Here is a 19961-nt window from a genome sequence, read left to right on the forward strand (position 1 = left end):
GCAAAAAGACCAATCGCCCGGTGGATTGATTAAGGTCACAGTCCCCGTGACGACAGCCAGGCGCCGTGTGGATTGGGATTGGCCTGCCCTCCGACGTCACCGCCCAGATTCCCTGGTCCTCATCCTGGATGAAAAGCCACGGATAACGGCGGGTACCGGACCAGATGGCGCGACCGCCATAGCCATGTATCCGGCAACGTGGAGATACGCCTGCTGGCGACCATGCCTCAGCCGATGAGCTGGTAGTGATACGCAGACGGACCGTATCCTCTGCTGAGAGATGCTCGGTCCACGCGAGCGAATGACCGTCGGCTGAGACTGCAAAGCCGGTCAGGCGTGTCTGACCGGCGAGCGCCTCGGCGTCAACGGTGCCTGGCCAGTGACCCCAGGGACAGATAATACCGGACACGAGGGCCTCGGCAGTCAGTCGTTCAGGCGGACGAATTCGACGGATTGCGCGGGGGGATTGATGAGCGTCTGGTAGATGACGCAGTAGCGTTCGGTGAGTTCAGTCAACCGGGCGAGCTTGCCATCCTCCGCGTCGCTATCGAGTTCGAAGCGAAGGTGGACATCACGCAGGCCCACTGGTACGCCGCGATCCAGTGCCAGCGTGCCGCGTGCATCCCAGTGACCCTCGGCGATGATTCGTCCCTCGCGCAGCTCGATGCCCATTGCGGTGGCGACACTCTTGAGGGTGACGCCGGCGCAGGCGGCGAGCGCCTCGAGCAGCATGTCAGCGGAACAGGCCTCTGTCCCATCGCCCCCTGCAGCGGGATGGAGTCCCGCCACCACGGCACCGAACCAGGTCGGCAGGGTGCAGGCGATGGTGTCGTCGCTGAGTCGTGCCTCGGCCCGGGCCGGGATCAGTGCGGCGTCCGGCTCCTCCTGATAGCGGTCTTTCAGTGGCTGCTGGCGTGCACGGAGTTCCTGCGCGTCCATGGTCCATGTCCTCTGTGCATCGGGCTGACCGAGTCAGTGCCCCGTATCAATCCCATACTTATTCAGTTTCCGATACAGCGTGTTGCGGCTTACGCCCAGACTGGCGGCCGTCCGTGTGATGTTCCAGCGATGCTGCTGAAGCTCCCTGAGCAGGGTGTCCTTTTCCGCGGCCTCCAGAGGGCTGCCGGCCGTCGATGTGGATGCTTCTGCTGGGTTGTGAACGGTCGGGTCCAGCGCGTCGGCCGTTGTGCCGGATGCCGGGGGGATGTCCGCCTCGAGGATGTCCTGCGGCAGATCACGGAGCCGGATGATGCCACCGTCGCAGAGCGCCAGGGCGGTCCTGAGGCAGTTGCGGAGCTGTCGGACGTTGCCCGGCCAGGGGTAGTGGAGCAGTCGCTGGAATGCCGCCTCGTCAATGGCGACCTCTTCGTTGCCCCCGCTCTCGGCGGCCAGCGCGGCACGGATCACCCGATCCTTGTCCTCACGCTCGCGCAGTGCTGGCAGGGAGAGGGTGATGCCGTTCAGTCGGTAGTAAAGATCCTCACGGAATATGCCGTCCTGGACCAACCGCGGCAGTTGCCGATGGGTCGCGCTGATGACATTGAGTTCGACCGGTACCGGCGCCTCACTGCCCAGTGGCAGGACTTCTTTCTGCTCGAGCACGCGAAGGAGGCGGGTCTGGAGTTCCGGGGGCATATCTCCGATTTCATCCAGGAAGAGCGTGCCCCCGCTGGATTCAAGCACCTTGCCGCGCATGCCCTCGCGCTTTGCGCCCGTGAAGGCTCCGTGACGGTACCCGAAAAGCTCGCTTTCGATCAGCGACTCAGGAATGGAAGCGCAGTTCACGGCGACGAAGGGGTGCCGCTGCCGCAGACTCGCGTTATGGATGGCCCTTGCCAGCACCTCCTTACCTGTACCGGTTTCGCCGCAGAGCACAATGGGGACATTCCGGTCCATCACGCGACGTGCGCAACGGACACTTTGTACCACTTTCGGATCGGCGTTACGTGCCATTAAATCCAGAGTCAACTCTCCCGCCTCGCCGCATTCCCCGAAGAGAGGGGAACCGGCGACACTCTGGGATACTGCACCTGCGGGGTTCTTCACCAGCGGCCTCCGTAACGATGCAAACACCTGTTTTCCGGACCGGACGTCGCGAATCCGCCATAGGATGTCGCTCTGGATTGACGCCTGCTCGTGGAGCGACGTGCCGGTGATCCCAAAAAACTCCTCCACCGGCGTGTTGATGGCGGCCTCGCTGCACTGAATGCCGAACTGCTCCCGCGCACTGTCGTTGATCGCGAGGATCCCGCCCTCGCCATCAATCGCGAGCATGCCGGCATGGGGCAGGTCGACCATGGATGCCCGCTCATGGAATCGGAGGATGAATTGATCGCGGAAACTATTGAGGAAATATATGCTCTCGATAATGCGCGCGGACGTCCGCACGAGCGCAATGGTATGAAGCTGGCTCTCCCGCGTGTCATCGGCATGGGCGGAGGAGACATCCAATACGGCCAGTAACCGCCCATGGGGATCGCGGATCGGCGCGGCGGAACAGGACAGATTGGTGTTGCGGCTGAGGAAATGCTCGTCACGGTGGATCGTGACGGCACGGCTTTCGGCGATGCATGTGCCGATGCCGTTCGTACCCACCGTTGATTCGCTCCAGTCCGCGCCGGGCCAGAGACCGGCCCGCTCGAAATCCTCCTCGAGTCCGGGGTCACCAAGTCGGTTGAGGATGTATCCCTCGGCATCGGTGAGCAGCACCGAATAACCCGAGCCGGTGATGTGCCGATAGAGGTTTTCCATCTCGGCCTCGGCGATGGGGTATAACTCACCGAGTCGTTCGCGCCGGCGACGCAGGTGCGCCTCGTCGAGAACAATTTCAATGCCGGACCGCCCGGGATCCAGAGAGTGATTGATCAGGGAGCGCCGCCAGGAGATCGCGACGCGGACATCTTCCGGTCGAATGACCCGAGTGGCTGAGTGTGCGCTCCATCGCCTGACGGATTCCTCCACTCGCCGGGCATGGGCGTGATTCCCGCTCTGCAAGCTCTCCTCCTCCGGCTGCCAGTAATACCTGGCAACACTGTTGTTCACCGGGGTTTCTGGATCCTCGGCTTTCTCGCAAATTTGAGCATCAACGCTGAAATGAACGATGTCAATGTTCAATGACGAATGATCTGAATTCCGACACAACCTGTCATGGAATTTGAACAGTCGTGAGCGAATAAATCGGGCATGCTGCTTGCATGATAAGTCAGGCTGGCTGAGCGGGAACAAATGAATGGGTCACAGGATCGAGCACCTTCCATTTGTCGAAAGACGTCTCTGGTATCTGGCGGTTACGGCTGGCCTGGGTCTACTGATCGGTCTCTGGATCATGTTCGGCACGGCCGCTGATCGTTCCGAGATCGCCTGGATCCAGGCGGAATGGAAGGCGGCAATGGGACATCTTCGGATCAGCCTGATGCGTCTGATTGAGGCGTTGGCGCTTGCTGTCGCCGTCACGGCGCCGCTGTCGCTCGCCGTTCGCCGCCTGCCGAGGCTGGAGGCCACGATTACCCCGCTCATGCTGACTGCATTGGCCGTGCCGTGGGTCCTGCTGTCCGCCGCATTGAATATGATGATCCACCTGCGTCTTGATGGTGGTCAGATGGTGCTGTTTGCCGCGATGGGGGGCGGCGCCTGGATCCTCGGTGCGCTGGCGCCCCGTCAGCAGAGCATCCCGGCGAGGTGCCGGCGTATGCGGTACGGCATGCGGACCATCGTGCTGATGTTGATCGTCGCTGAGATGCTGGCGCTGACCCAGGGCCTGGGGAGCCAGATTCGGTTCTACACGCTTTACTGGAGTCCGGCGCTCCTGTTCCTCTACGGTGGACTGTCCGTCGCCGTCATTGGAGGCGCGCTTGTTGTCGGCCGGTTCGGCGGTGCCGGGCTTGTCAGGGGGATGGAACGGCTCGCTGCACCGCGCGATTGAGTGTCGTCCGCCCCTTCCAGGTGGCGACCGCGAGCGTTTCCCCGGGCAGTCCTGTCGTCGGGGTGACGATGTCCTGACCGGCGGCAATCCATTCTGCGACCGGCTCAAGCGAGAGGACCGCACGGACCTCACCATTGCTTAGCGCTTCCCGGGCGACATCCGCATTGAAGAAGAAGCGCAGGTCGTAACCCTCGTCGCGAAGCCATCGCGCGGCCCGACCCCGATCCACCCCCCAGAAGGGCACATACAGGCCGACCGCTCCAGCGCCGACGTCACCGGCAAATGCCCAGCGGACCGTGTGATAGGGCACGAGTTCCAGCAGTGAGCGTGTTTCCTCTGCGGCGACAATCCCTCCGACGACCAGATCGCAGGCCGATGGCCGCAGACCCCAGTCGCTCGGGTCGATGGTATCTCCCCAGCCCGGCTGTGGATTCCATTGCACGGACACTCCGATGCCGGCGGTGATCGAGCGGACAAGCGCCGCTTCGGTCCCTTCGTATCGGTCGGACCCGGGCTGTGGGATCAACAGCGGCGGAAGGGACGGCGGAACGCAGACTATCAGCGTACCGGCTTCCCGGACATCGGCGAGCGAGGAGTCGGGAGGCAGTTCACGGACCGCCAGGAGCATGATGATCCCGGCGATGATCAATACGCCGGACCGCCCCGTTCTCTGGACAACAGCCCGCAGGCGTTCAGCGACGGAAGGCATGGTAGGCCATGATGACCGGGATGAGGACGAAAGCGGAGAGGACCGTCCTGGCGGTTATCGGATCGAATTGCCGGTAACCCAGCATGACCCAGCGGAGTTCGTCGATGGCGTAGGTCACCGGGTTGGCGTGGACGAGGAAGACCAGCCACGCCGGGAAGCTCTGCAGCGCCTGCTCCATGGACAGCGAGGGATCCAGCGGGAAGATCGAGCTCGCGAGGAAAAAGGCGGGCAGTATCAGTGTATTGGCGAAAACGCCGAAACCCTGGAAGCTGCTCATACGTGAGGCGAGGAACAGTCCGATGGCGGTGAACGCCAGCGCGACGGTCGCCATCGGCACAAGTGCGCCGAGCAGGCTCGCATAGGACACGGGGACATTGGCAGCTGGAAGGAGCAGGAGCACCAGCAGCCCCTGAGCCATGGCAATCGTCCCGCCGCCCAGGAGCTTGCCAAAAAATACGGCACTGCGTGGGGTGGGGGAGGCGAAGACCTCACGCGAGAAACCGAACTCCCGGTCCCATATGAGTGAGACCGCCGATTGGATCGCCGGGTACATGAGATTGAGGACCACCACAGCGGGCAGAATGAACTGGATGTAGGTGAAAGGCACCATGAATGTGGTTTCCCGCAATCCAGTCCGGAAATACGGTGTCAGTCCGATGCCGAATATCATCACCCAGAGCACCGGACGACTGAAGGCGCCGACGATCTGTCCACTGTCGCGCAGCATGCGCAGGACCTCTCGCAGCCAGACCGCATGCGTGGCCGCCGCGAAGTCATGAAGGTAGCGCAGGACCCTGGTCAGACCCGTCACCCGGCAAGTCTCCTCATCGCATTCCATCCGCGGTGCGATCGCGTAGCTCGCGGCCGGTAAGATTGATGAACACGTCTTCCAGGCTGGGATCGACGATTTCCAGGCTGTCGACCATGGTCCAGCGCTCCTCATCCGCAACAAGCTCGCGGAGGAGCTCATCCGGATCGTCGGCCTCAATCTGGATCACTGTGTCGCGTTGCGTACATCGGCCAGTGAAGCGCTCGCTGAGTGACTGTCTGAAGGATTCGTCGCGGATCTGCAGATTGATCAGTTTCCTGCCGATTCGCTGGCGCAGGGTTGACGGACAATCAAGTGCCTGGAGCTCGCCGCGATCGATAATGGCGACAAGATCGGCTCCTTCCGCCTCGCTGATCTGGTGGGTGGTGAGCAAAAGCGTGACGCCATAGTCCCGCTGCAGACGCTCGAGGTACTCCCAGACCCTTCGGCGGCTCTGTACGTCCAGTCCGGTGGTGGGTTCGTCGAGGACGACAAGACTCGGTTCATGGAGCATGGCCCGGCCAATCTCAAGCCGGCGTTTCATTCCGCGCGAGAGATTACCGGCCGGTGCGTTGGCCCATTCCTGCAGCTCCACGAGTTCCAGTACCGCCCAGGCGCGCTCGCGACGCTGCCGCCGAGGCACCTGATAGATCCTCGCATGAAAGACCAGGTTCTCGAATACGGTCAGCCGGTCGTCAAGGCTGGGTTCCTGAAAGACAAGGCCAAGTGTGCGGCGCACGTCGCGAGGCGCACGCCGCACATCCAGACCCGCCACTGCGACATGGCCCGCACTCGGGCGCAGCAGCGTACATAAGGCATGGACAAGGGTTGTCTTACCGGCCCCATTCGGTCCGAGCAAGGCAAAAAAACTCCCTCTGGGCACCGAAAAGCTGACGCCTCGAAGGGCCTCGACACTGCTGTAGCTGTGCCGGAGGTCCGAGACCTCAATAACGGCGCTGTCGGTCATGCGCTACCTTCGTCGTCGTCATCATCGTCATCGCCGAAATCATCATCCGGGATGACCGCGTCCGCGGCTGCCGGCTTGAAGGCACCGGCGGGCAGTCCATTATCGGCCAGAATCTCACCCATGCGTCCGCTCTCGAGCATCCGCGCGATCGCACGGTCGAATTTCTGACGAAGCGTTGGACGGTCGCTCCGCAGGCCGGCGAAGACGTACCACTCCATGTTCGGCAGGCTGGTCACCGGGTGGACACCGAATCCCTCCGATTCCGGATCGGCCATCTCTCCGTAGAGCTGGGGTGCATAGACCACGGCATGATCCACCTCGCCGGCACGGAGCGCCGAGACGATGGCATCCGATGACCGATATCTCTTCACCTGCACGCTGTCGGGACGCGTGGTCATCAAGAGCAGGTAAGGGACGCCACGGCCCTGCAGGCCAAGCTGATCATCCGGCGACAGATCGGTGAGGCTCTCCACCGAGGGGTCGCGTGACACCAGCTGAAACCCGGTACGGAAGAAGGGCTGACTGGCGAGCATCTCCTCGTCCGCCGGGTAATCGAATGCAGCGGTTGTGCTGCCGGGAAGACCCATGTAGGCGTCGCACTGGGTGGCAAGCCGCACGAGGAATTCCTTGCGGGTGGAGGCCATCTGATACCCGCCGCGCTCGTCTTCCTCCCGGGTGACGAAAAACGTTGCCGGTCGCCCGACGCTCAGTGCGATTTCCTCGGCGATGGCCTGCTGTGCGCGCCACGTCGGATCGCGCTTGTCGATGCAGAAACGAAGTTCGGGCCCGGTCTGAAGACGGCTGTCCGGGAACGGATACTGAGTGGGGTAATCGTTGGCGCTGGTCGTGGTGGCCGCGAATGCCAGAAGAATGGTGAGTGGGATTGATAAGGCGCTGAAGGACCTCATGATATTACCTCTCGGGATCATGCAGTGGTGCGCATGGAAGTCAGTGCGGCGCCCCAGTGGGCGCCGCACCGTCAAGGCCTGGGGTCGCTCCCCTTCAGCTCTCCTTGAGCTTGAACACCCAGAGCGTGCCGCCCATCGGGATGTTCTCGGTGAGCTGAGCCACCGGGCCGGCCCACAGCGGAATGGCACCGCCGAAACCGGACCAGACGGCAACATACTGAGTGCCATCAACCGAGTAGGAGACGGGCGTGCCGACGATTCCGGAGTTGGTGGTCATGCTCCAGAGCTCATCGCCGTTCTCAGCATCAAATGCCATGAACTTGCGCTCGTCGAGGTTACCGGTGAACACCACTCCGCCACCGGTGGTCAGGACACCACTCCAGAGCGGCGCGGTGAAGTTGTTGGCCCACGCCACATCGCCGGTGGCCGGATCAATGGCCTGGAGCTGACCGACATGGTCATTGCCCGGAACCTGGTACATCTCGAACTCGGCGCCGACATATGGCTGACCGGCACTGTACTCGACCTGCGCACCGCGGATCTTCATGCACCACTCGTTGGTCGGGACGTACATAAGCTCCGTGTTGGGATCATAGGCAGCGGGCATCCAGTTCTTCGCACCCAGGAAGGCGGGGCAGGCGTCCACTGTCTTGCCAACGGCGGGCCGATGCGCCGCGTCGACGATGGGTACACCGTCGGTGCCCATGTCGGCGTAGATGTTGGTTTCGGCAAACGGCCACGCATCGACGAAGTCGATCTCGCCATTGTCCCGCGAGAGCCGGTAGAGCCAGCCGTTGCGCTGCGGTGAGACGATGGACGGCTCGCCGTCGATGTCGATGAGCATCGGCTCATTGGTGCCATCGTAATCCCAGGCATCGTTCGGGCTGTACTGATACGCATCCTTCAGCTCGCCCGTATCCGGATCAAGGGCAACGACGGAAACCGACCAGTGCAGGTCATGGTCGTCGCCCCGCGCGGGATCAATCCAGGGCGAAGGGTTACCGGTTCCCCAGAACAGCGTATTAGTCTCCTCGTCATAGGTACCGGAGAGCCAGGGCGGTGCACCACCATGCTCGTAGGTGTCGCCCGGCCAGCTTCCATCATCCACTGCGGTGAAGGTCTTCCATGTCTCCTCGCCGCTGTTCACGTCATAAGCCGCAATGAAGCCGCGGACACCGTACTCGCCGCCATGGACACCCACGATGATGTTGTCGTCAATGATCACCGGTGCCGAGGTGAGGGCGTACCGATCCTTGTAGTTTTCGACCGTGATGTCCCACTTGATCTTGCCCGACTCGGCATCGAATGCCAGCAGATGCGCATCCAGCGTACCCATATAGACCGTGTCGCCGTGCACCGCAACGCCGCGGTTCACGACATCGCAGCAGGTGACAACGTCCTCCGGCAGCTGACGCTTGTAGTGCCAGAGCAGTTCGCCGGTCGTTGCATCCAGGGCATAGAGGTTGTTGTACGCACCCGTGACGAACATCATGCCGTCGTTGACGATCGGGGCGGCCTCATGGCCTTCTGTCACGCCGGAGGAGATCGTCCAGGCGACCTCCAGGTCGGCGACGTTGGTTGTATCGATTTGATCCAGCGGGCTGTAGCCCCAGCCTTCGTAGTTGCCGCGCCAGTGCAGCCAATTACTGGCCTCCGGGTCCTTCAGCCGCTCCGAGGTGACCGGGCTGTAACTATCTGATGCATGGGCACTGCCAACGCTGACGGCGAATGCCGTTGCTGACAGTATCATTGCCGTTTTCTTAAGCATCGCTGCTTTCCTCCTCCTGAATGACCTGTAACCTCGATGCCGAGGTCGGTATCCGTCGGCGTTCAAGCCGCCGATTCGAATTCTGTCCTTGTCTGGGCCTGCCTCATCCGGTCAGGGCCCGACCTTGCCGGTGAATCCAGCCGTGGCGACCAGATGGCCGCTCTCCTGCATGATGGGTAGCATCGGCAGGCCACGCGGTGCCGGTCCGGCAACCCGTTCACCGCCCATTCGCGGATCGAAGATGCTGCCGTGGCAGGTGCAGGCGAGCTTTCCTTCCGCGGTGCCGAAGGTTCCGACGTCCGACACCAGACAGCCCTGATGCGTGCAGACGGCAGAGACGGCGACAACATCGCCGGCGGCCATCTCCTCGAAACTCTCTTCCAGCTCACCGCCCGGGACCCGGATCACCGTGATGATGTTCGCGGTGCCTTCGCGGATCTCACCGCTACTGGAACGCGGCCTCGCCAATACCGGCTCAAGCGGGGCCAGGGCATTGGGGTCAAGGGGCAGACCCTCGTTATCACCCTGGAAGTGCACCAGCGTGTCGCCGGCTGATGCCGTCGCGGCAGCCTTTACCTGCTCAATTCGCGCGCCGAACGCCGCACCGACACATCCACAGATGCCCGCGCCCAGCAACATCCGTCGCTGTCTGTCGATCTTTTTGCTTTCCTCTGCCATACCAGGCTCAGCCTCCCCGTTCCGGATTGAATTCAGGTATGCGGGCCCTTCGTGCAGAGCGCCATCGTGGTGATGCCATACCTGATGCGTTGTATCTGCGATGGGTTAAGCAACAGGCGTGCCAATGGAGCGGAAAGCGAGCATTCAGGCGGATCTGGAGGGCACCGGCGGCGTTTCCGGATCTGGGTTCGGTTCAGGTCCTGACACGAAAGAAAAACGGGGGGACGACACAGTTTGTCCCGTAATGACGCAACGAGGGCCGCCTGCGTGGAGGCAGCCGACCTGGAAGCGGCCGAAGCCGAGCTGGCCCGCGCGTATGAGCGTTGGGAGTTTCTGGAGAGCCGGCGTGAGGCGGGAGGCGGTCAGCGCATGGTCGGCATGATGAACTGGTTGTCGTCGCGGACTCCGCGTGGCCAGCGCGCGGTGATCGTTTTCATGCGGGTGTAGAAGCGCACGCCGTCCGGTCCATGGGCATGCAGCACACCGAAGCGCGAGCGCTTCCAGCCGCCGAAGCTGTAGAACGCCATGGGGACGGGAATGGGTACGTTGATGCCCACCATCCCGGCCTCAATGGCGTGTGCATACGTGCGGGCCGCGTCCCCGTCGCGGGTGAAAATGGCCGTCCCGTTGCCGAATTCGTGCCGGTTGACGAGGGCGACCGCCTCGTCGAAATCACTGGCCCGCACCACGGAGAGCACCGGGCCGAAGATCTCCTCGTTGTAGATGCGCATGTCGGCGGTGACCCGATCGAACAGGCAGGGGCCCATATAGAAGCCCTGCGGATGATCCGGGACGTCGATATTTCGCCCATCGTGGACCAGTTCGGCCCCTTCCTGAAGCCCGATCTCGACATAGTCCGCGACCTTGTCCCGGTGCTCCCGGGTGACCAGCGGGCCCATCTCCGGCTCGTCCGCGTCGAGGCCATTGCCGACGCGCAGGGCCGCCAGGCGGCATTTGAGCGCGGCCACCAGCCGATCCGCGGTCTCCTCGCCAACGGGGACCGCCACGGAGATCGCCATGCAACGTTCCCCGGCCGACCCGTAGGCTGCGCCCATGAGGGCATCGGCCGCGCCCTCGATATCCGCATCGGGCATGACCACCATGTGGTTCTTGGCCCCGCCGAGGGCCTGAACCCGCTTGCCATGGGCAGCGCCGGTGGCGTAGATGGACTCGGCAATCGGTGTCGAGCCGACAAAACTGATGGCACTGACCCGATCGTCGGTCAGCAGCGTCTCCACCGACTCTCGATCGCCATTGAGAACGTTGAGGACCCCGGCGGGCAGTCCGGCCTCCTCCAGCAGCTCCGCGAGCAGCAGCGGTGTGCTTGGCGCCTTCTCAGAGGGCTTGAGAACGAATGTGTTGCCGCAGGCGATGGCAATGGGAAACATCCACATGGGCACCATGGCCGGGAAGTTGAATGGGGTGATTCCCGCACATACGCCCACCGGATGCCGTTGCGACCAGGAATCCACATCGCTGCCCACGTCGCCGGAGTGCTCGCCTTTGAGCAGGTGGGGGATGCCACAGGCGAATTCGACGACCTCGAGTCCGCGAACCACCTCGCCCCGCGCATCTGAGAGGACTTTGCCGTGTTCGCGGGTGATCGACTCGGCGATGCGCGAGAGATCGCGCTCCAGCAAGGCCTTGAATCGGAACATGATCCGCGCGCGGCGCAGGGGCGTCATCGCCTGCCATTCAGGCAGGGTCTGATGCGCCGCGGCGATGGCATCCCGCGTGCGCCCGGCACTGGCGAGGGCCACCGCGCCGGTCTGCAGCCCCGTGGCGGGGTTATGGACCGGTGCGCGGCGATCCTGTTCACCGCCTGTGACCGCACCATTGATGTAGTGGTTGATTTCGCGAACGGGCGTTTCGGTCATGTCCGGTTTTCCTTCAGGCTCCGATGGCCTCTTGCGCTGGGCGGTGATCGGCACCCATGCTGCGCGCCACTTCGGGATGGGTGATTTCGCCATCGTGGATGTTCAAGCCGTTGGCGAGGTTGGAATCCGCCTGCATGGCCGCCTTGAAGCCGAGGTCAGCGATGCGCAGCAGATGGGGCAGGGTGGCGTTGGTCAGCGCATGGGTGGAGGTGCGCGGCACGGCGCCCGGTATGTTGGTTACGCAGTAGTGGACGACGCCATCCACGCGGAATCGTGGTTCGGCATGGGTGGTGGCGCGACTTGTCTCGAAACAGCCGCCCTGATCGATCGCCACATCGACCACGGCACTGCCGGGACGCATCGACTCGATCATTCGACGGCTGACCAGCCGCGGCGCGGACGCGCCGGGAATCAGCACGGCGCCGATGACCAGATCGGCATCGCGAATGCTCGTCTCGAGATTCTCGATATTCGAGTAAAGGGTCTGGACATGTCCGCCGTAAAGGGCATCGATTTCCCGCAGCCGGGGCAGCGATCTGTCCAGTACCGTGACCCGGGCGCTGAGTCCGAGGGCCATCTGCATGGCATTTCTGCCGACCACGCCGCCCCCGATGATCACCGTCGATGCACTTGCGACACCCGGCACGCCGCCCAGCAGCGTGCCGGATCCACCATGGATACGCTCCAGCGAGACCGCGCCGGCCTGCACGGAGAGCCGACCCGCCACCTCGCTCATGGGAGCAAGCAGTGGCAGGCCGCCCTGATGGTCCGTGACCGTCTCGTAGGCGATCGCGGTACAGCCCGAGTCCTGTAGCGCCCGTGTGAGCTTCGGGTCGGGGGCCAGATGCAGATAGGTATAGAGGATCTGACCGCGGCGGATCAGTCCGTATTCGGAGGGCTGGGGCTCCTTGACCTTGACGATGAGTTCGGCGGTCTCGAAAACGGCTTCCGCCGACTCGACGATGGCTGCACCGGCCCGGACATATTCCTCATCGAGCAGGCCGGCACCGACACCGGCACCGGACTCGACCTCTACGGCATGGCCGCGGTTGACCAGTTCGCGCACACCGGCAGGGGTCAGGCCCACCCGCGCTTCCTGCGGTTTGATCTCCTTGGGGACACCGATTTTCATGGTTACTCCGTGTGCTACGCCACTTCGTTGAGAACGTCACTCAAGACGTTACATATCTCGTCAATGTCTCCGGGCTCGCTGATGAACGGCGGGCCAAGCTGGATCGTGTCTCCGCCGAAGCGCAGGTAGAGTCCGCGCTTCCACGCAGCCATGGAAATCGCCCAGGGGCGTCGGGCCGGCTCCCCGGGGATCGGATCGATCTGTATCGCGGCGGCCAGTCCCAGGTTGCGGATATCCACGATATGCCGCAGACCACGCAGGGTGTGGATCTGCCGCTCAAAATGCGGCGCGAGGGCGGCCGAGCGTTCCGCCATGCGGTCGCGCTCGAAGATGTCCATGGCCGCGAGGCCGGCGGCGCAGGCGATCGGATGGGCGGAGTACGTATAGCCATGGGCGAACTCCGGCATGTAGGGCGGCGTGTCCTGCGCCATGAAGGTGCGATAGACCTCGCTGCTCGCCACGACGGCACCCATCGGGATGGCGCCATTGGTCAGGTTCTTGGCGAGCGTCATGATGTCCGGCGTGACGCCGAACAGGTTGGCGCCGAAGGGGGCGCCAAGGCGGCCGAAACCCGTGAGCACCTCGTCAAAGACCAGCAGGATGTTGTGCCGGTCGCAGATCTCACGGATGCGCTGCAGGTAGCCGGCGGGTGGAATCACCACACCGGCGGAGCCGCTCATCGGTTCGACCATGACGGCGGCCACGTTGGAGGGATCATGCAGCGCGATGATCTCCTCGAGTCGGTCGGCCAGTTCGATGCCGTGCTCGGGTATCCCGCGGGAGAACCGGTTCTCCGGGAGCAGTGTATGCGGCAGATGGTCGGCGTCGAGCAGGGGGCCGAAAGCCTTGCGGTTGGGCCCGATGCCCCCGACGCTGGTGCCGCCTACATTGACACCGTGATAGCCCTTTGCGCGGCCGATGATGCGGATCTTCTCCGGCTGACCTTTCAGGCGCCAGTAGGCTCGGACCATCTTGAGGGCGGTATCCGCCGACTCCGAGCCCGAGTTGGTGAAAAAGACATGGTCCAGTCCTTCCGGCGTGATCGCCTTGACCCGATTGGCGAGCTCGAAAGAGAGCGGGTGGCCGAACTGAAATGCCGGTGCGTAATCAAGCGACTTCGCTGCCCTCGCGACAGCGTCGGCGATCTCCCCGCGACAGTGTCCGAAGCTCGCGCACCAGAGTCCGGAGAGGCTGTCCAGGATCCGCCGGCCATCCGAGGCGGTGTAATGACACCCCTTCGCGCCGATGATCATCCGCGGGTCGGCGTGAAAATCCCGGTTGCCGGTGAAAGGCATCCAGTGGGTTTCGAGATGGTCGCCTTCGAAGCGCTTGGCCGGCTCTTCGAGGGTTTCGAAGTCCAGCGCGGTGCTGACCTGGCTCATGTTCACTGCTCCCGGAGGATTCCGCTCCTGATGACTGCAATCTAATCCCGGTCATACAGTGATACGATATAAACTTGATGACGTTTACGTTGCCGCAGATCAAACAATCGCATGAGCAGGCAATCCCCATCCGGTCCCGGCCAGGTCCATGATCTCGACATCCGCCTGATTCGAGTCTTCAAGGCGGTCGTGGAAAGTGGCGGCTTTTCGGCCGCGGAAAACGCGCTGGGTATCGGCCGTTCAGCAATCAGTCTCGCCATGTCCGATCTTGAGGCCCGGACGGGCCTGAAGCTCTGCCAGCGGGGTCGGGGCGGGTTTTCGCTCACCGAGGAGGGGCAACAGGTCTACGAGGCCGGTAATCGTATGCTTTCCGCCCTGGAGGGTTTCCGGACCGAGGTGAATTCGCTCCACGAACGCCTCCGCGGCGAGTTGAGCATCGGTATTACGGATAACCTCGTCACGTTGCCCCACATGCAGGTGACCGAGGCGCTGGCGACCCTCAAGGCCCGTGGACCGGAGGTGCGCATCAACATCCACATGGTGCCACCGAATGAAGTGGCGGCGGGGGTCGTTGACGGGCGTCTGCATGTCGGGGTGGTGCCCGCGGTCAACAACCTCACCGGGCTCGTCCATCATTCGCTGTATGAGGAGACTTCCTACCTCTACTGTGCCCGCGGTCATCCCCTGTTCGAGACGGCCGATCGGGTCAGCGACCAGGCGATCGCAGAAGCCGATGCCGTGGCCCCCGCATACGCCCTGCCGAGCCACGCACTCCAGCGCCACCAGCCACTGCGCTGCACTGCGTCTGCCACGGATCGCGAGGGCATCGCGTTTCTCGTGCATACGCAACGCTACATCGGGTTCCTGCCGGAGCATTTCGCCGCACCCTGGGTCGAGCGCGACAGCCTGCGGGCCCTGGGGCCCGACCGGCATTACTATCGGATCGAATATGCCGTGATCACGCGACGGGGCCGCCGGCCCCATCGGGTGCTCGAGACATTCCTCGATGCGCTGCCGGGGCAACGTCCGGATTCATCATAGGAGCGTCGGCCACTGGGAGGTGAGTTGGCCCTCCAGAGACTGACAGGCATTCAACAGGCTCGTGTCGGCATATTGATCGGCGACCAGTTGCACACCGATCGGCAGGCCATCCGTGGTCATGCCGCAGGGGAGTGAGGCCGCGGGCTGTTGCGTGAGGTTGAATGGGTAGCTGAATGGAGCCCACTCGTGCCAGCGTCGCATGCCCTGGTCCGGTGGAACCTCCTGGCCTACGGCAAAGGCCGGGATCGGTACGGTCGGCGTGGCGACCGGCGAGTTCCCGCAGGCGATCCGCTGTGGCCGCTTCATCCATGTCGGAGCGCAGATGGCCATGGGCACCGATGGCGAGGTGCTGCATCCCGGGGATATCGTGCGCCAGTCAGAGATCACCATGGAGAATCTTCGCCAGGTACTGGACGCCCACGGCGCCAGTCTCGATGACGCGGTCAAATTCAACATTTACTACGTCGGGGAAGGTACGTACGAGGATTGGGAAGTGGCGGCACGGGTGCGGGCCCGGTACTTCAGGGAGCCCGGTCCGGTGGCGACCGGCATCCCGGTGCCTGCACTGGAGAAGCCCGGGCTGCTGATCAAGATGGAAATGTGGGCCATGCTGGGGGAGGACGGCAGTCGCCTCCCGCGGGAATACTCATGGCCCGAGAATCACTGGGACTGGGCCATTCATCTGCCCTACAAGCATGGCCTGCTCTGCGATGACATGTTCTTCGTCGGCGGGCAGATCGCAACCGATGACCAGGGAACAGTACTGGAGCCGGGTGATACAGAGGCACAGACCGATATTGCGCTTCGTTACATCGATCAGGTGCTGGAACACCTCCCGGGCGCCGAGAGACGTCACATCGCCAAGACGACGACGTTCTACAAAGGCGGATCGAGCGCCATGGAGCACGCCCGCAACCTGAAGCCGCGGGAGGCATGGTTTGAGCCGGCCGCGCCGGTGACCAGTGAGGTGGCACTGCCGGCGCTCGCCTATGAGGACATGATGATCGAGGTCGAGGTGCTCGGCCGAATCAGTCACGGGTGAGCCCGCGGGAAGCGGTCGGGGTCACTCCGCTCGACGGGGACTCGCGATGAACTCGAGGATCATGTGCGGCACCGTAAGCGCGGCAAGCCCGATAAAAATGATCCGCATCAGGATGGCGTCACTCGGCATCCCGATGAGGAAGGGCAGGGCCGCGAGGGCAAGGGCATAGGTCGCCAGCGTGGTAGGCGCGACTGCCCGGAGACGCTCGCGCCAGCTGTCGAGACCCAGATCCCGGGCCGCCAGCTCCAGATGCCGGGGGCTGTGCAGGAAGCACCAGTAAGCGATGAAATAGGCGAGCGGGTGGAGCAGGGCGGCCCCGACAACGAGCAGCAGCGGATCGCGCCAGTCGCTGGTTGCGCGGTTGGGGCTCAACGCCAGCGCGGCAAGCAGGATGGCACCGCCGAGACCAAGTGCCCAGGGCCCCGCCGCGACAAGGAGGTCTGCCCGTGTCGCGCCCAGCATCTCGAACAGCGGCTGAACCTTCTGCGGATGCAGGGTGACCGGCAGGCCAAGGATCCACAGGCCATAGCCGACCCCGCCGAGACGACCCAGACGGTGGGCCACATCGTCCCCGAAATGCACGGCGGAGTAGAGCAGGAATGCACCCAGCGCGGCGTTGGGCGCCTGCCACCAGATCGCGATGACCACCGTACTCAAAGCCATGTAACCGCCGAGGAAGGCAATGAGCCGCGGCATGCTGTGGAGCCGTAAGTGACGCCTGGCAACGGCGGTGTCCAGACTGCCATGCGGAAGCCCAAGGATGGCGGTACTGAGCACCAGTACGATATAGAGCGGCCATTGCCCGGGCAGGGCCGAGAAACCCAGCGAGAGCAGAAGACCGATTGGGAAAAGCCAGAATGCTGGTGGCCGGGCACTCGTCTCCATGATCGTCTCCGTCTTCGTTACGCTGAAACGCATTGCTGACAGATTACCAAGCTGGCCTGTCTCCCGCCCACACCGTTCTGCCACCTGGTTGATTTTGCGCAGTGCAACCATAAAAAAACCCCGCAGATGCGGGGTTTGCAGGGTGTTGGTGGAGACGGCGGGAATCGAACCCGCGTCCGAAGGACCTCCGCCCCAGGGTCTACATGCTTAGCACCGTCTTTGTTTTTAACGGCTGCCTACCCAACGGTCAGGGTATGGCGTCCGCGATCCCGTCAGGTTTCGCCGCGCGGGTCCGGGCTCCCCGCGGGGCTAGCCTGTGTAGTATGCCTGTCCAACACCGACCACAGGCGATCAGATGCGGACAGCTCACGGGTTTTTAGGCCGCGAGTGCGTAGTTGTCGTCGTTGGCAACTATCTTTTTTGTCACATTATTTACGAGGTTGAGTGACGTCCTCGGCATGCACCTGGAGTTTCGCGACCTCCGTCGAAGCCATGTCGTCCCCAAGTAATCGATAGGACAGGTTAGCGTTCAAATGGTTCCGTGGGAAGCAATCGTTCGCTGTAGCGATGACCCATACGTCTATCCGACTCGATGCTTGAGCAGGCGCTCCTTCTCACGCTGCCAGTCGCGCTCCTTTTTGTCGGCGCGTTTGTCGTGCTGTTTCTTACCCTTCGCCAGGCCAATGCTGAGTTTGGCCTTTCCGCGGGACCAGTGCAGGTCCAGCGGAACCACCGTATAACCGCGCTGTTCGGTGGCCCCCACCAGTTTGGCGAGTTCTTTCTGGTGAAGCAGGAGCTTCCGGGTGCGCGTGGGGTCCGGGTTGACATGCGTGGACGCAGTCGGCAATGGCGGGATGTTGCAGCCGATCAGGAACGCCTCGCCATTGCGCACCAGGACGTAGGCCTCGGTGAGGTTGATCCTGCCGGCCCGCAGGCTCTTCACTTCCCACCCATGCAGCACGAGTCCCGCCTCAAAGCGCTCCTCGACGAAATACTCGAACCGCGCACGGCGATTGACGGCGATCGTCGCGCTGTCGCCGTCCGGCTTTTTTTTCCCTGCTTTCTTGCTCACGCCGGCATTCTAACGGGGCGCCGCCGTTGCAGCCAACGCGCCGGCAGCAATGAGCCAAAGTAGCGAGTCTGGTAAGCTTTCGCGCTTCGTTGAAAAGCAACCTCGAGACGAGCGAATCGAATGACCACGGTCTCCCGTTCCGCGATGGTTCGGCATTCCGCCGAGGAGATGTTCGAGCTTGTGGACGATGTCCGCGGCTATGAAGACTTCCTGCCCTGGGTGAAGCGCAGCAGGGAACGACAGCGCGACAGGGATGTGGTGATCGGCGAACTGCTGTTCTCCAAGGCGGGCTTCGAGAAGTCCTTCACCACGCGCAACCGTCGTCAGCCGGGCAAGATGATCGAGATCCGTCTCGTCGAGGGACCATTCCGTCAGCTTGAGGGGTTCTGGCGGTTCGATCCCGTGGGCGAGGGCGCCTGCCAGGTATCGCTGGACCTGGAGTTCGAGTTCTCGAACCGTCTGCTGGCGATGGCGTTCGGTAAGGTTTTCACACAGGTGGCCGGTACCCTGGTGGACTCTTTCGTCAAACGGGCCAATGAGCGTTACGGCCGTGGCTGAGTCGCGCGGGGGGCCCGATGCCATCCCAGTGGAGGTCGTCTATGCGAGCGCCGATGATCAGCGGCTGATAGCGCTCGATGTGTCGCGCGGTACGACGGTGGAGCAGGCCATTCATGCCTCCGGGATACTCGCCATTTTCCCCGAAATAGATCTCGCACAGCAGGAAGTCGGGATCTTCTCGCAGCCGGTGACGCGGGATCATCGGCTGGCCGCCGGCGATCGGGTGGAGATCTATCGACCGCTGCAGGTCGATCCCAAGGCGCAGCGACGGGCGCGCGCCCGGGAACAGCGGGCCAGGGGAGAGGGTCAGGCCCCGGGATCGTAGAGCGGGTTACCCGGCTCGATAAAGCTGCCGCGGGCGGCGCTGAGGCCGCTGTCATCGAAAACGAGGGTCAGCTTCCGGGAGATGGGTTCAAGATCGGTGCTGCGCGGTTCGACCTCGTAGACATAATCCCACCGGCCCTCACTGAACGGGTCCTCGATGGTCGGCGGCCCGAGCACGAAGCTCACCTGTCGCGGGGTCATGCCGGGCTCGAGTCGGGCGACGCTCTCGGCATCGAAGAAAGTTCCCTGGCGTACCTCCGGCTTGTAGAGAATGGGCAGTTGCTCAACCGTGCTGGCGCAGCCCGAGAGCGCGCTGGTCAGAAGAGACACTGCGAGCAGGCGTTTGCCGGTGTATACTGAAATCATTCTAAACAGGCCATCGTGCTGACTGGTGGAAAGGATATGGTAACGCAGCCCCGCCCAAGCTCACAGATTCCCTGGGAAATCAGCCAGGAGTCGGACGAGCTCCGCCGTGCCGGGCTCAAGGCGACCCTGCCGCGGCTCAAGATTCTGCGGATTCTCGCCGGGCGGGAGCGTGCCCATCTGTCAGCCGAAGAGGTCTATCAACGGCTGCACGAATCCGGTGATGACATCGGGCTCGCTACCGTGTATCGGGTACTCACGCAGTTCGCGGAGGCGGGTATCGTCATCCGCCATAATTTCGACAGCGATCGGGCGGTTTTCGAACTGAACTCGGGCATCCATCATGACCATCTGGTCTGTGTGGACTGCGGTCGGGTGGAGGAATTCAAGGACCGGATGATTGAGCGGCGGCAGGCCGATGTGGCCGCTGTCTCCGGGTATGAGCTGATCAGTCACTCGCTGATCCTTTATGGACGTTGCCCGGAATGCGCCCGGGCGCCGAAGATGAAGGGCAGCGTCCTCTAG

Annotated in this window: 21 protein-coding genes and 1 other RNA gene; 6 read left to right on the forward strand and 16 right to left on the reverse strand. The window is 63.1% G+C overall.

Annotation, left to right across the window (positions count from 1 at the left end):
• Positions 1-423: 423 nt before the first annotated feature.
• Together V6X63_RS00295 and V6X63_RS00300 are read right to left on the reverse strand one after the other, a co-directional pair.
• A complete protein-coding gene (locus V6X63_RS00295; protein WP_367977832.1) occupies positions 424-939 on the reverse strand; it encodes an OsmC family protein in 516 nt (171 codons plus the stop codon).
• Positions 940-972: 33 nt separating this feature from the next.
• A complete protein-coding gene (locus V6X63_RS00300; RefSeq protein ID WP_367966592.1) occupies positions 973-3042 on the reverse strand; it encodes a sigma-54-dependent Fis family transcriptional regulator in 2070 nt (689 codons plus the stop codon).
• 187 nt (positions 3043-3229) lie between these two features.
• Here V6X63_RS00300 and V6X63_RS00305 point away from each other — a divergent pair, with 187 nt between their 5' ends.
• Positions 3230-3922 carry a hypothetical protein gene (locus tag V6X63_RS00305; protein ID WP_367977833.1) on the forward strand — a complete coding sequence of 231 codons (693 nt, stop codon included), beginning with the start codon at positions 3230-3232 and terminating at the stop codon, positions 3920-3922.
• On the opposite strand, the gene V6X63_RS00310 is transcribed toward V6X63_RS00305, so the two are convergent.
• The 9 genes from V6X63_RS00310 to V6X63_RS00350 all read right to left on the reverse strand — a co-directional run bounded on the left by V6X63_RS00310 (position 3885) and on the right by V6X63_RS00350 (position 14151).
• A complete protein-coding gene (locus tag V6X63_RS00310) occupies positions 3885-4631 on the reverse strand; it encodes a hypothetical protein (protein ID WP_367977834.1) in 747 nt (248 codons plus the stop codon). The two genes, V6X63_RS00305 and V6X63_RS00310, sit on opposite strands and share 38 nt — an antisense overlap.
• The gene (locus V6X63_RS00315) at positions 4615-5442 is read right to left on the reverse strand and encodes an ABC transporter permease (RefSeq protein WP_367966595.1); all 828 of its coding nucleotides are present in this window, start codon (positions 5440-5442) and stop codon (positions 4615-4617) included. The genes V6X63_RS00310 and V6X63_RS00315 overlap by 17 nt, the downstream gene beginning before the upstream one ends.
• Positions 5443-5455: 13 nt before the next feature.
• Entirely contained in the window at positions 5456-6406 is a 951-nt protein-coding gene (locus V6X63_RS00320; RefSeq protein ID WP_367977835.1) for an ABC transporter ATP-binding protein, read from the reverse strand.
• On the reverse strand, positions 6403-7314 hold the full coding sequence (locus V6X63_RS00325; protein ID WP_367977836.1) for a substrate-binding periplasmic protein: 912 nt from the start codon (positions 7312-7314) through the stop codon (positions 6403-6405). The genes V6X63_RS00320 and V6X63_RS00325 overlap by 4 nt, the downstream gene beginning before the upstream one ends.
• Positions 7315-7408: 94 nt before the next feature.
• Positions 7409-9064, reverse strand: coding sequence for a PQQ-dependent dehydrogenase, methanol/ethanol family (locus V6X63_RS00330; RefSeq protein WP_367977837.1), 1656 nt, complete (start codon positions 9062-9064; stop codon positions 7409-7411).
• A 129-nt stretch (positions 9065-9193) separates the two neighbouring features.
• The gene (locus V6X63_RS00335) at positions 9194-9760 is read right to left on the reverse strand and encodes a QcrA and Rieske domain-containing protein (protein WP_367977838.1); all 567 of its coding nucleotides are present in this window, start codon (positions 9758-9760) and stop codon (positions 9194-9196) included.
• A gap of 362 nt (positions 9761-10122) precedes the next feature.
• Positions 10123-11637: a CoA-acylating methylmalonate-semialdehyde dehydrogenase gene (locus tag V6X63_RS00340; protein WP_367977839.1), complete on the reverse strand. Its 1515-nt coding sequence runs from the start codon at positions 11635-11637 to the stop codon at positions 10123-10125.
• Positions 11638-11650: 13 nt separating this feature from the next.
• Positions 11651-12769 (reverse strand): alanine dehydrogenase, encoded by a 1119-nt coding sequence (gene ald, locus V6X63_RS00345; RefSeq protein WP_367966601.1) that lies wholly within the window; start codon positions 12767-12769, stop codon positions 11651-11653.
• Positions 12770-12783: 14 nt separating this feature from the next.
• On the reverse strand, positions 12784-14151 hold the full coding sequence (locus V6X63_RS00350; RefSeq protein ID WP_367966602.1) for an aspartate aminotransferase family protein: 1368 nt from the start codon (positions 14149-14151) through the stop codon (positions 12784-12786).
• Positions 14152-14262: 111 nt separating this feature from the next.
• Between V6X63_RS00350 and V6X63_RS00355 the strand changes: the two genes are divergently transcribed.
• Complete coding sequence (locus V6X63_RS00355) at positions 14263-15192, forward strand: LysR family transcriptional regulator (RefSeq protein WP_367966603.1); 930 nt, start codon at positions 14263-14265, stop codon at positions 15190-15192.
• Here V6X63_RS00355 and V6X63_RS00360 read toward each other — a convergent pair.
• Positions 15187-15498 carry an amidase family protein gene (locus V6X63_RS00360; RefSeq protein ID WP_367977840.1) on the reverse strand — a complete coding sequence of 104 codons (312 nt, stop codon included), beginning with the start codon at positions 15496-15498 and terminating at the stop codon, positions 15187-15189. The genes V6X63_RS00355 and V6X63_RS00360 overlap by 6 nt on opposite strands.
• Here V6X63_RS00360 and V6X63_RS00365 point away from each other — a divergent pair.
• Positions 15392-16234: a RidA family protein gene (locus tag V6X63_RS00365; protein WP_367977841.1), complete on the forward strand. Its 843-nt coding sequence runs from the start codon at positions 15392-15394 to the stop codon at positions 16232-16234. The genes V6X63_RS00360 and V6X63_RS00365 overlap by 107 nt on opposite strands.
• A gap of 21 nt (positions 16235-16255) precedes the next feature.
• Here the strand turns inward: V6X63_RS00365 and V6X63_RS00370 are convergent, their stop codons facing one another.
• The 3 genes from V6X63_RS00370 to smpB form a co-directional block, all read right to left on the reverse strand.
• Positions 16256-17119, reverse strand: a complete 864-nt coding sequence (locus V6X63_RS00370; protein ID WP_367966607.1) for a Brp/Blh family beta-carotene 15,15'-dioxygenase — start codon at positions 17117-17119, stop codon at positions 16256-16258.
• 146 nt (positions 17120-17265) lie between these two features.
• Positions 17266-17622, reverse strand: a transfer-messenger RNA (tmRNA) gene (ssrA, locus tag V6X63_RS00375).
• A 77-nt stretch (positions 17623-17699) separates the two neighbouring features.
• The gene (gene smpB, locus V6X63_RS00380) at positions 17700-18191 is read right to left on the reverse strand and encodes an SsrA-binding protein SmpB (protein ID WP_367966608.1); all 492 of its coding nucleotides are present in this window, start codon (positions 18189-18191) and stop codon (positions 17700-17702) included.
• Between the two features lie 120 nt (positions 18192-18311).
• On the opposite strand from smpB, the gene V6X63_RS00385 reads away from it, so the two are divergent.
• Together V6X63_RS00385 and V6X63_RS00390 are read left to right on the forward strand one after the other, a co-directional pair.
• A complete protein-coding gene (locus V6X63_RS00385) occupies positions 18312-18749 on the forward strand; it encodes a type II toxin-antitoxin system RatA family toxin (RefSeq protein ID WP_367966609.1) in 438 nt (145 codons plus the stop codon).
• Positions 18742-19074: an RnfH family protein gene (locus V6X63_RS00390; RefSeq protein ID WP_367977842.1), complete on the forward strand. Its 333-nt coding sequence runs from the start codon at positions 18742-18744 to the stop codon at positions 19072-19074. The genes V6X63_RS00385 and V6X63_RS00390 overlap by 8 nt, the downstream gene beginning before the upstream one ends.
• Here V6X63_RS00390 and V6X63_RS00395 read toward each other — a convergent pair.
• The gene (locus V6X63_RS00395) at positions 19056-19439 is read right to left on the reverse strand and encodes an outer membrane protein assembly factor BamE (RefSeq protein WP_367966611.1); all 384 of its coding nucleotides are present in this window, start codon (positions 19437-19439) and stop codon (positions 19056-19058) included. The two genes, V6X63_RS00390 and V6X63_RS00395, sit on opposite strands and share 19 nt — an antisense overlap.
• A 36-nt stretch (positions 19440-19475) precedes the next feature.
• Here V6X63_RS00395 and fur point away from each other — a divergent pair, with 36 nt between their 5' ends.
• A complete protein-coding gene (fur, locus tag V6X63_RS00400) occupies positions 19476-19961 on the forward strand; it encodes a ferric iron uptake transcriptional regulator (RefSeq protein ID WP_367966612.1) in 486 nt (161 codons plus the stop codon).

The organism is Spiribacter onubensis (assembly GCF_040838425.1).
In the GTDB taxonomy this organism is placed as follows: Bacteria; Pseudomonadota; Gammaproteobacteria; order Nitrococcales; family Nitrococcaceae; genus Spiribacter; species Spiribacter onubensis.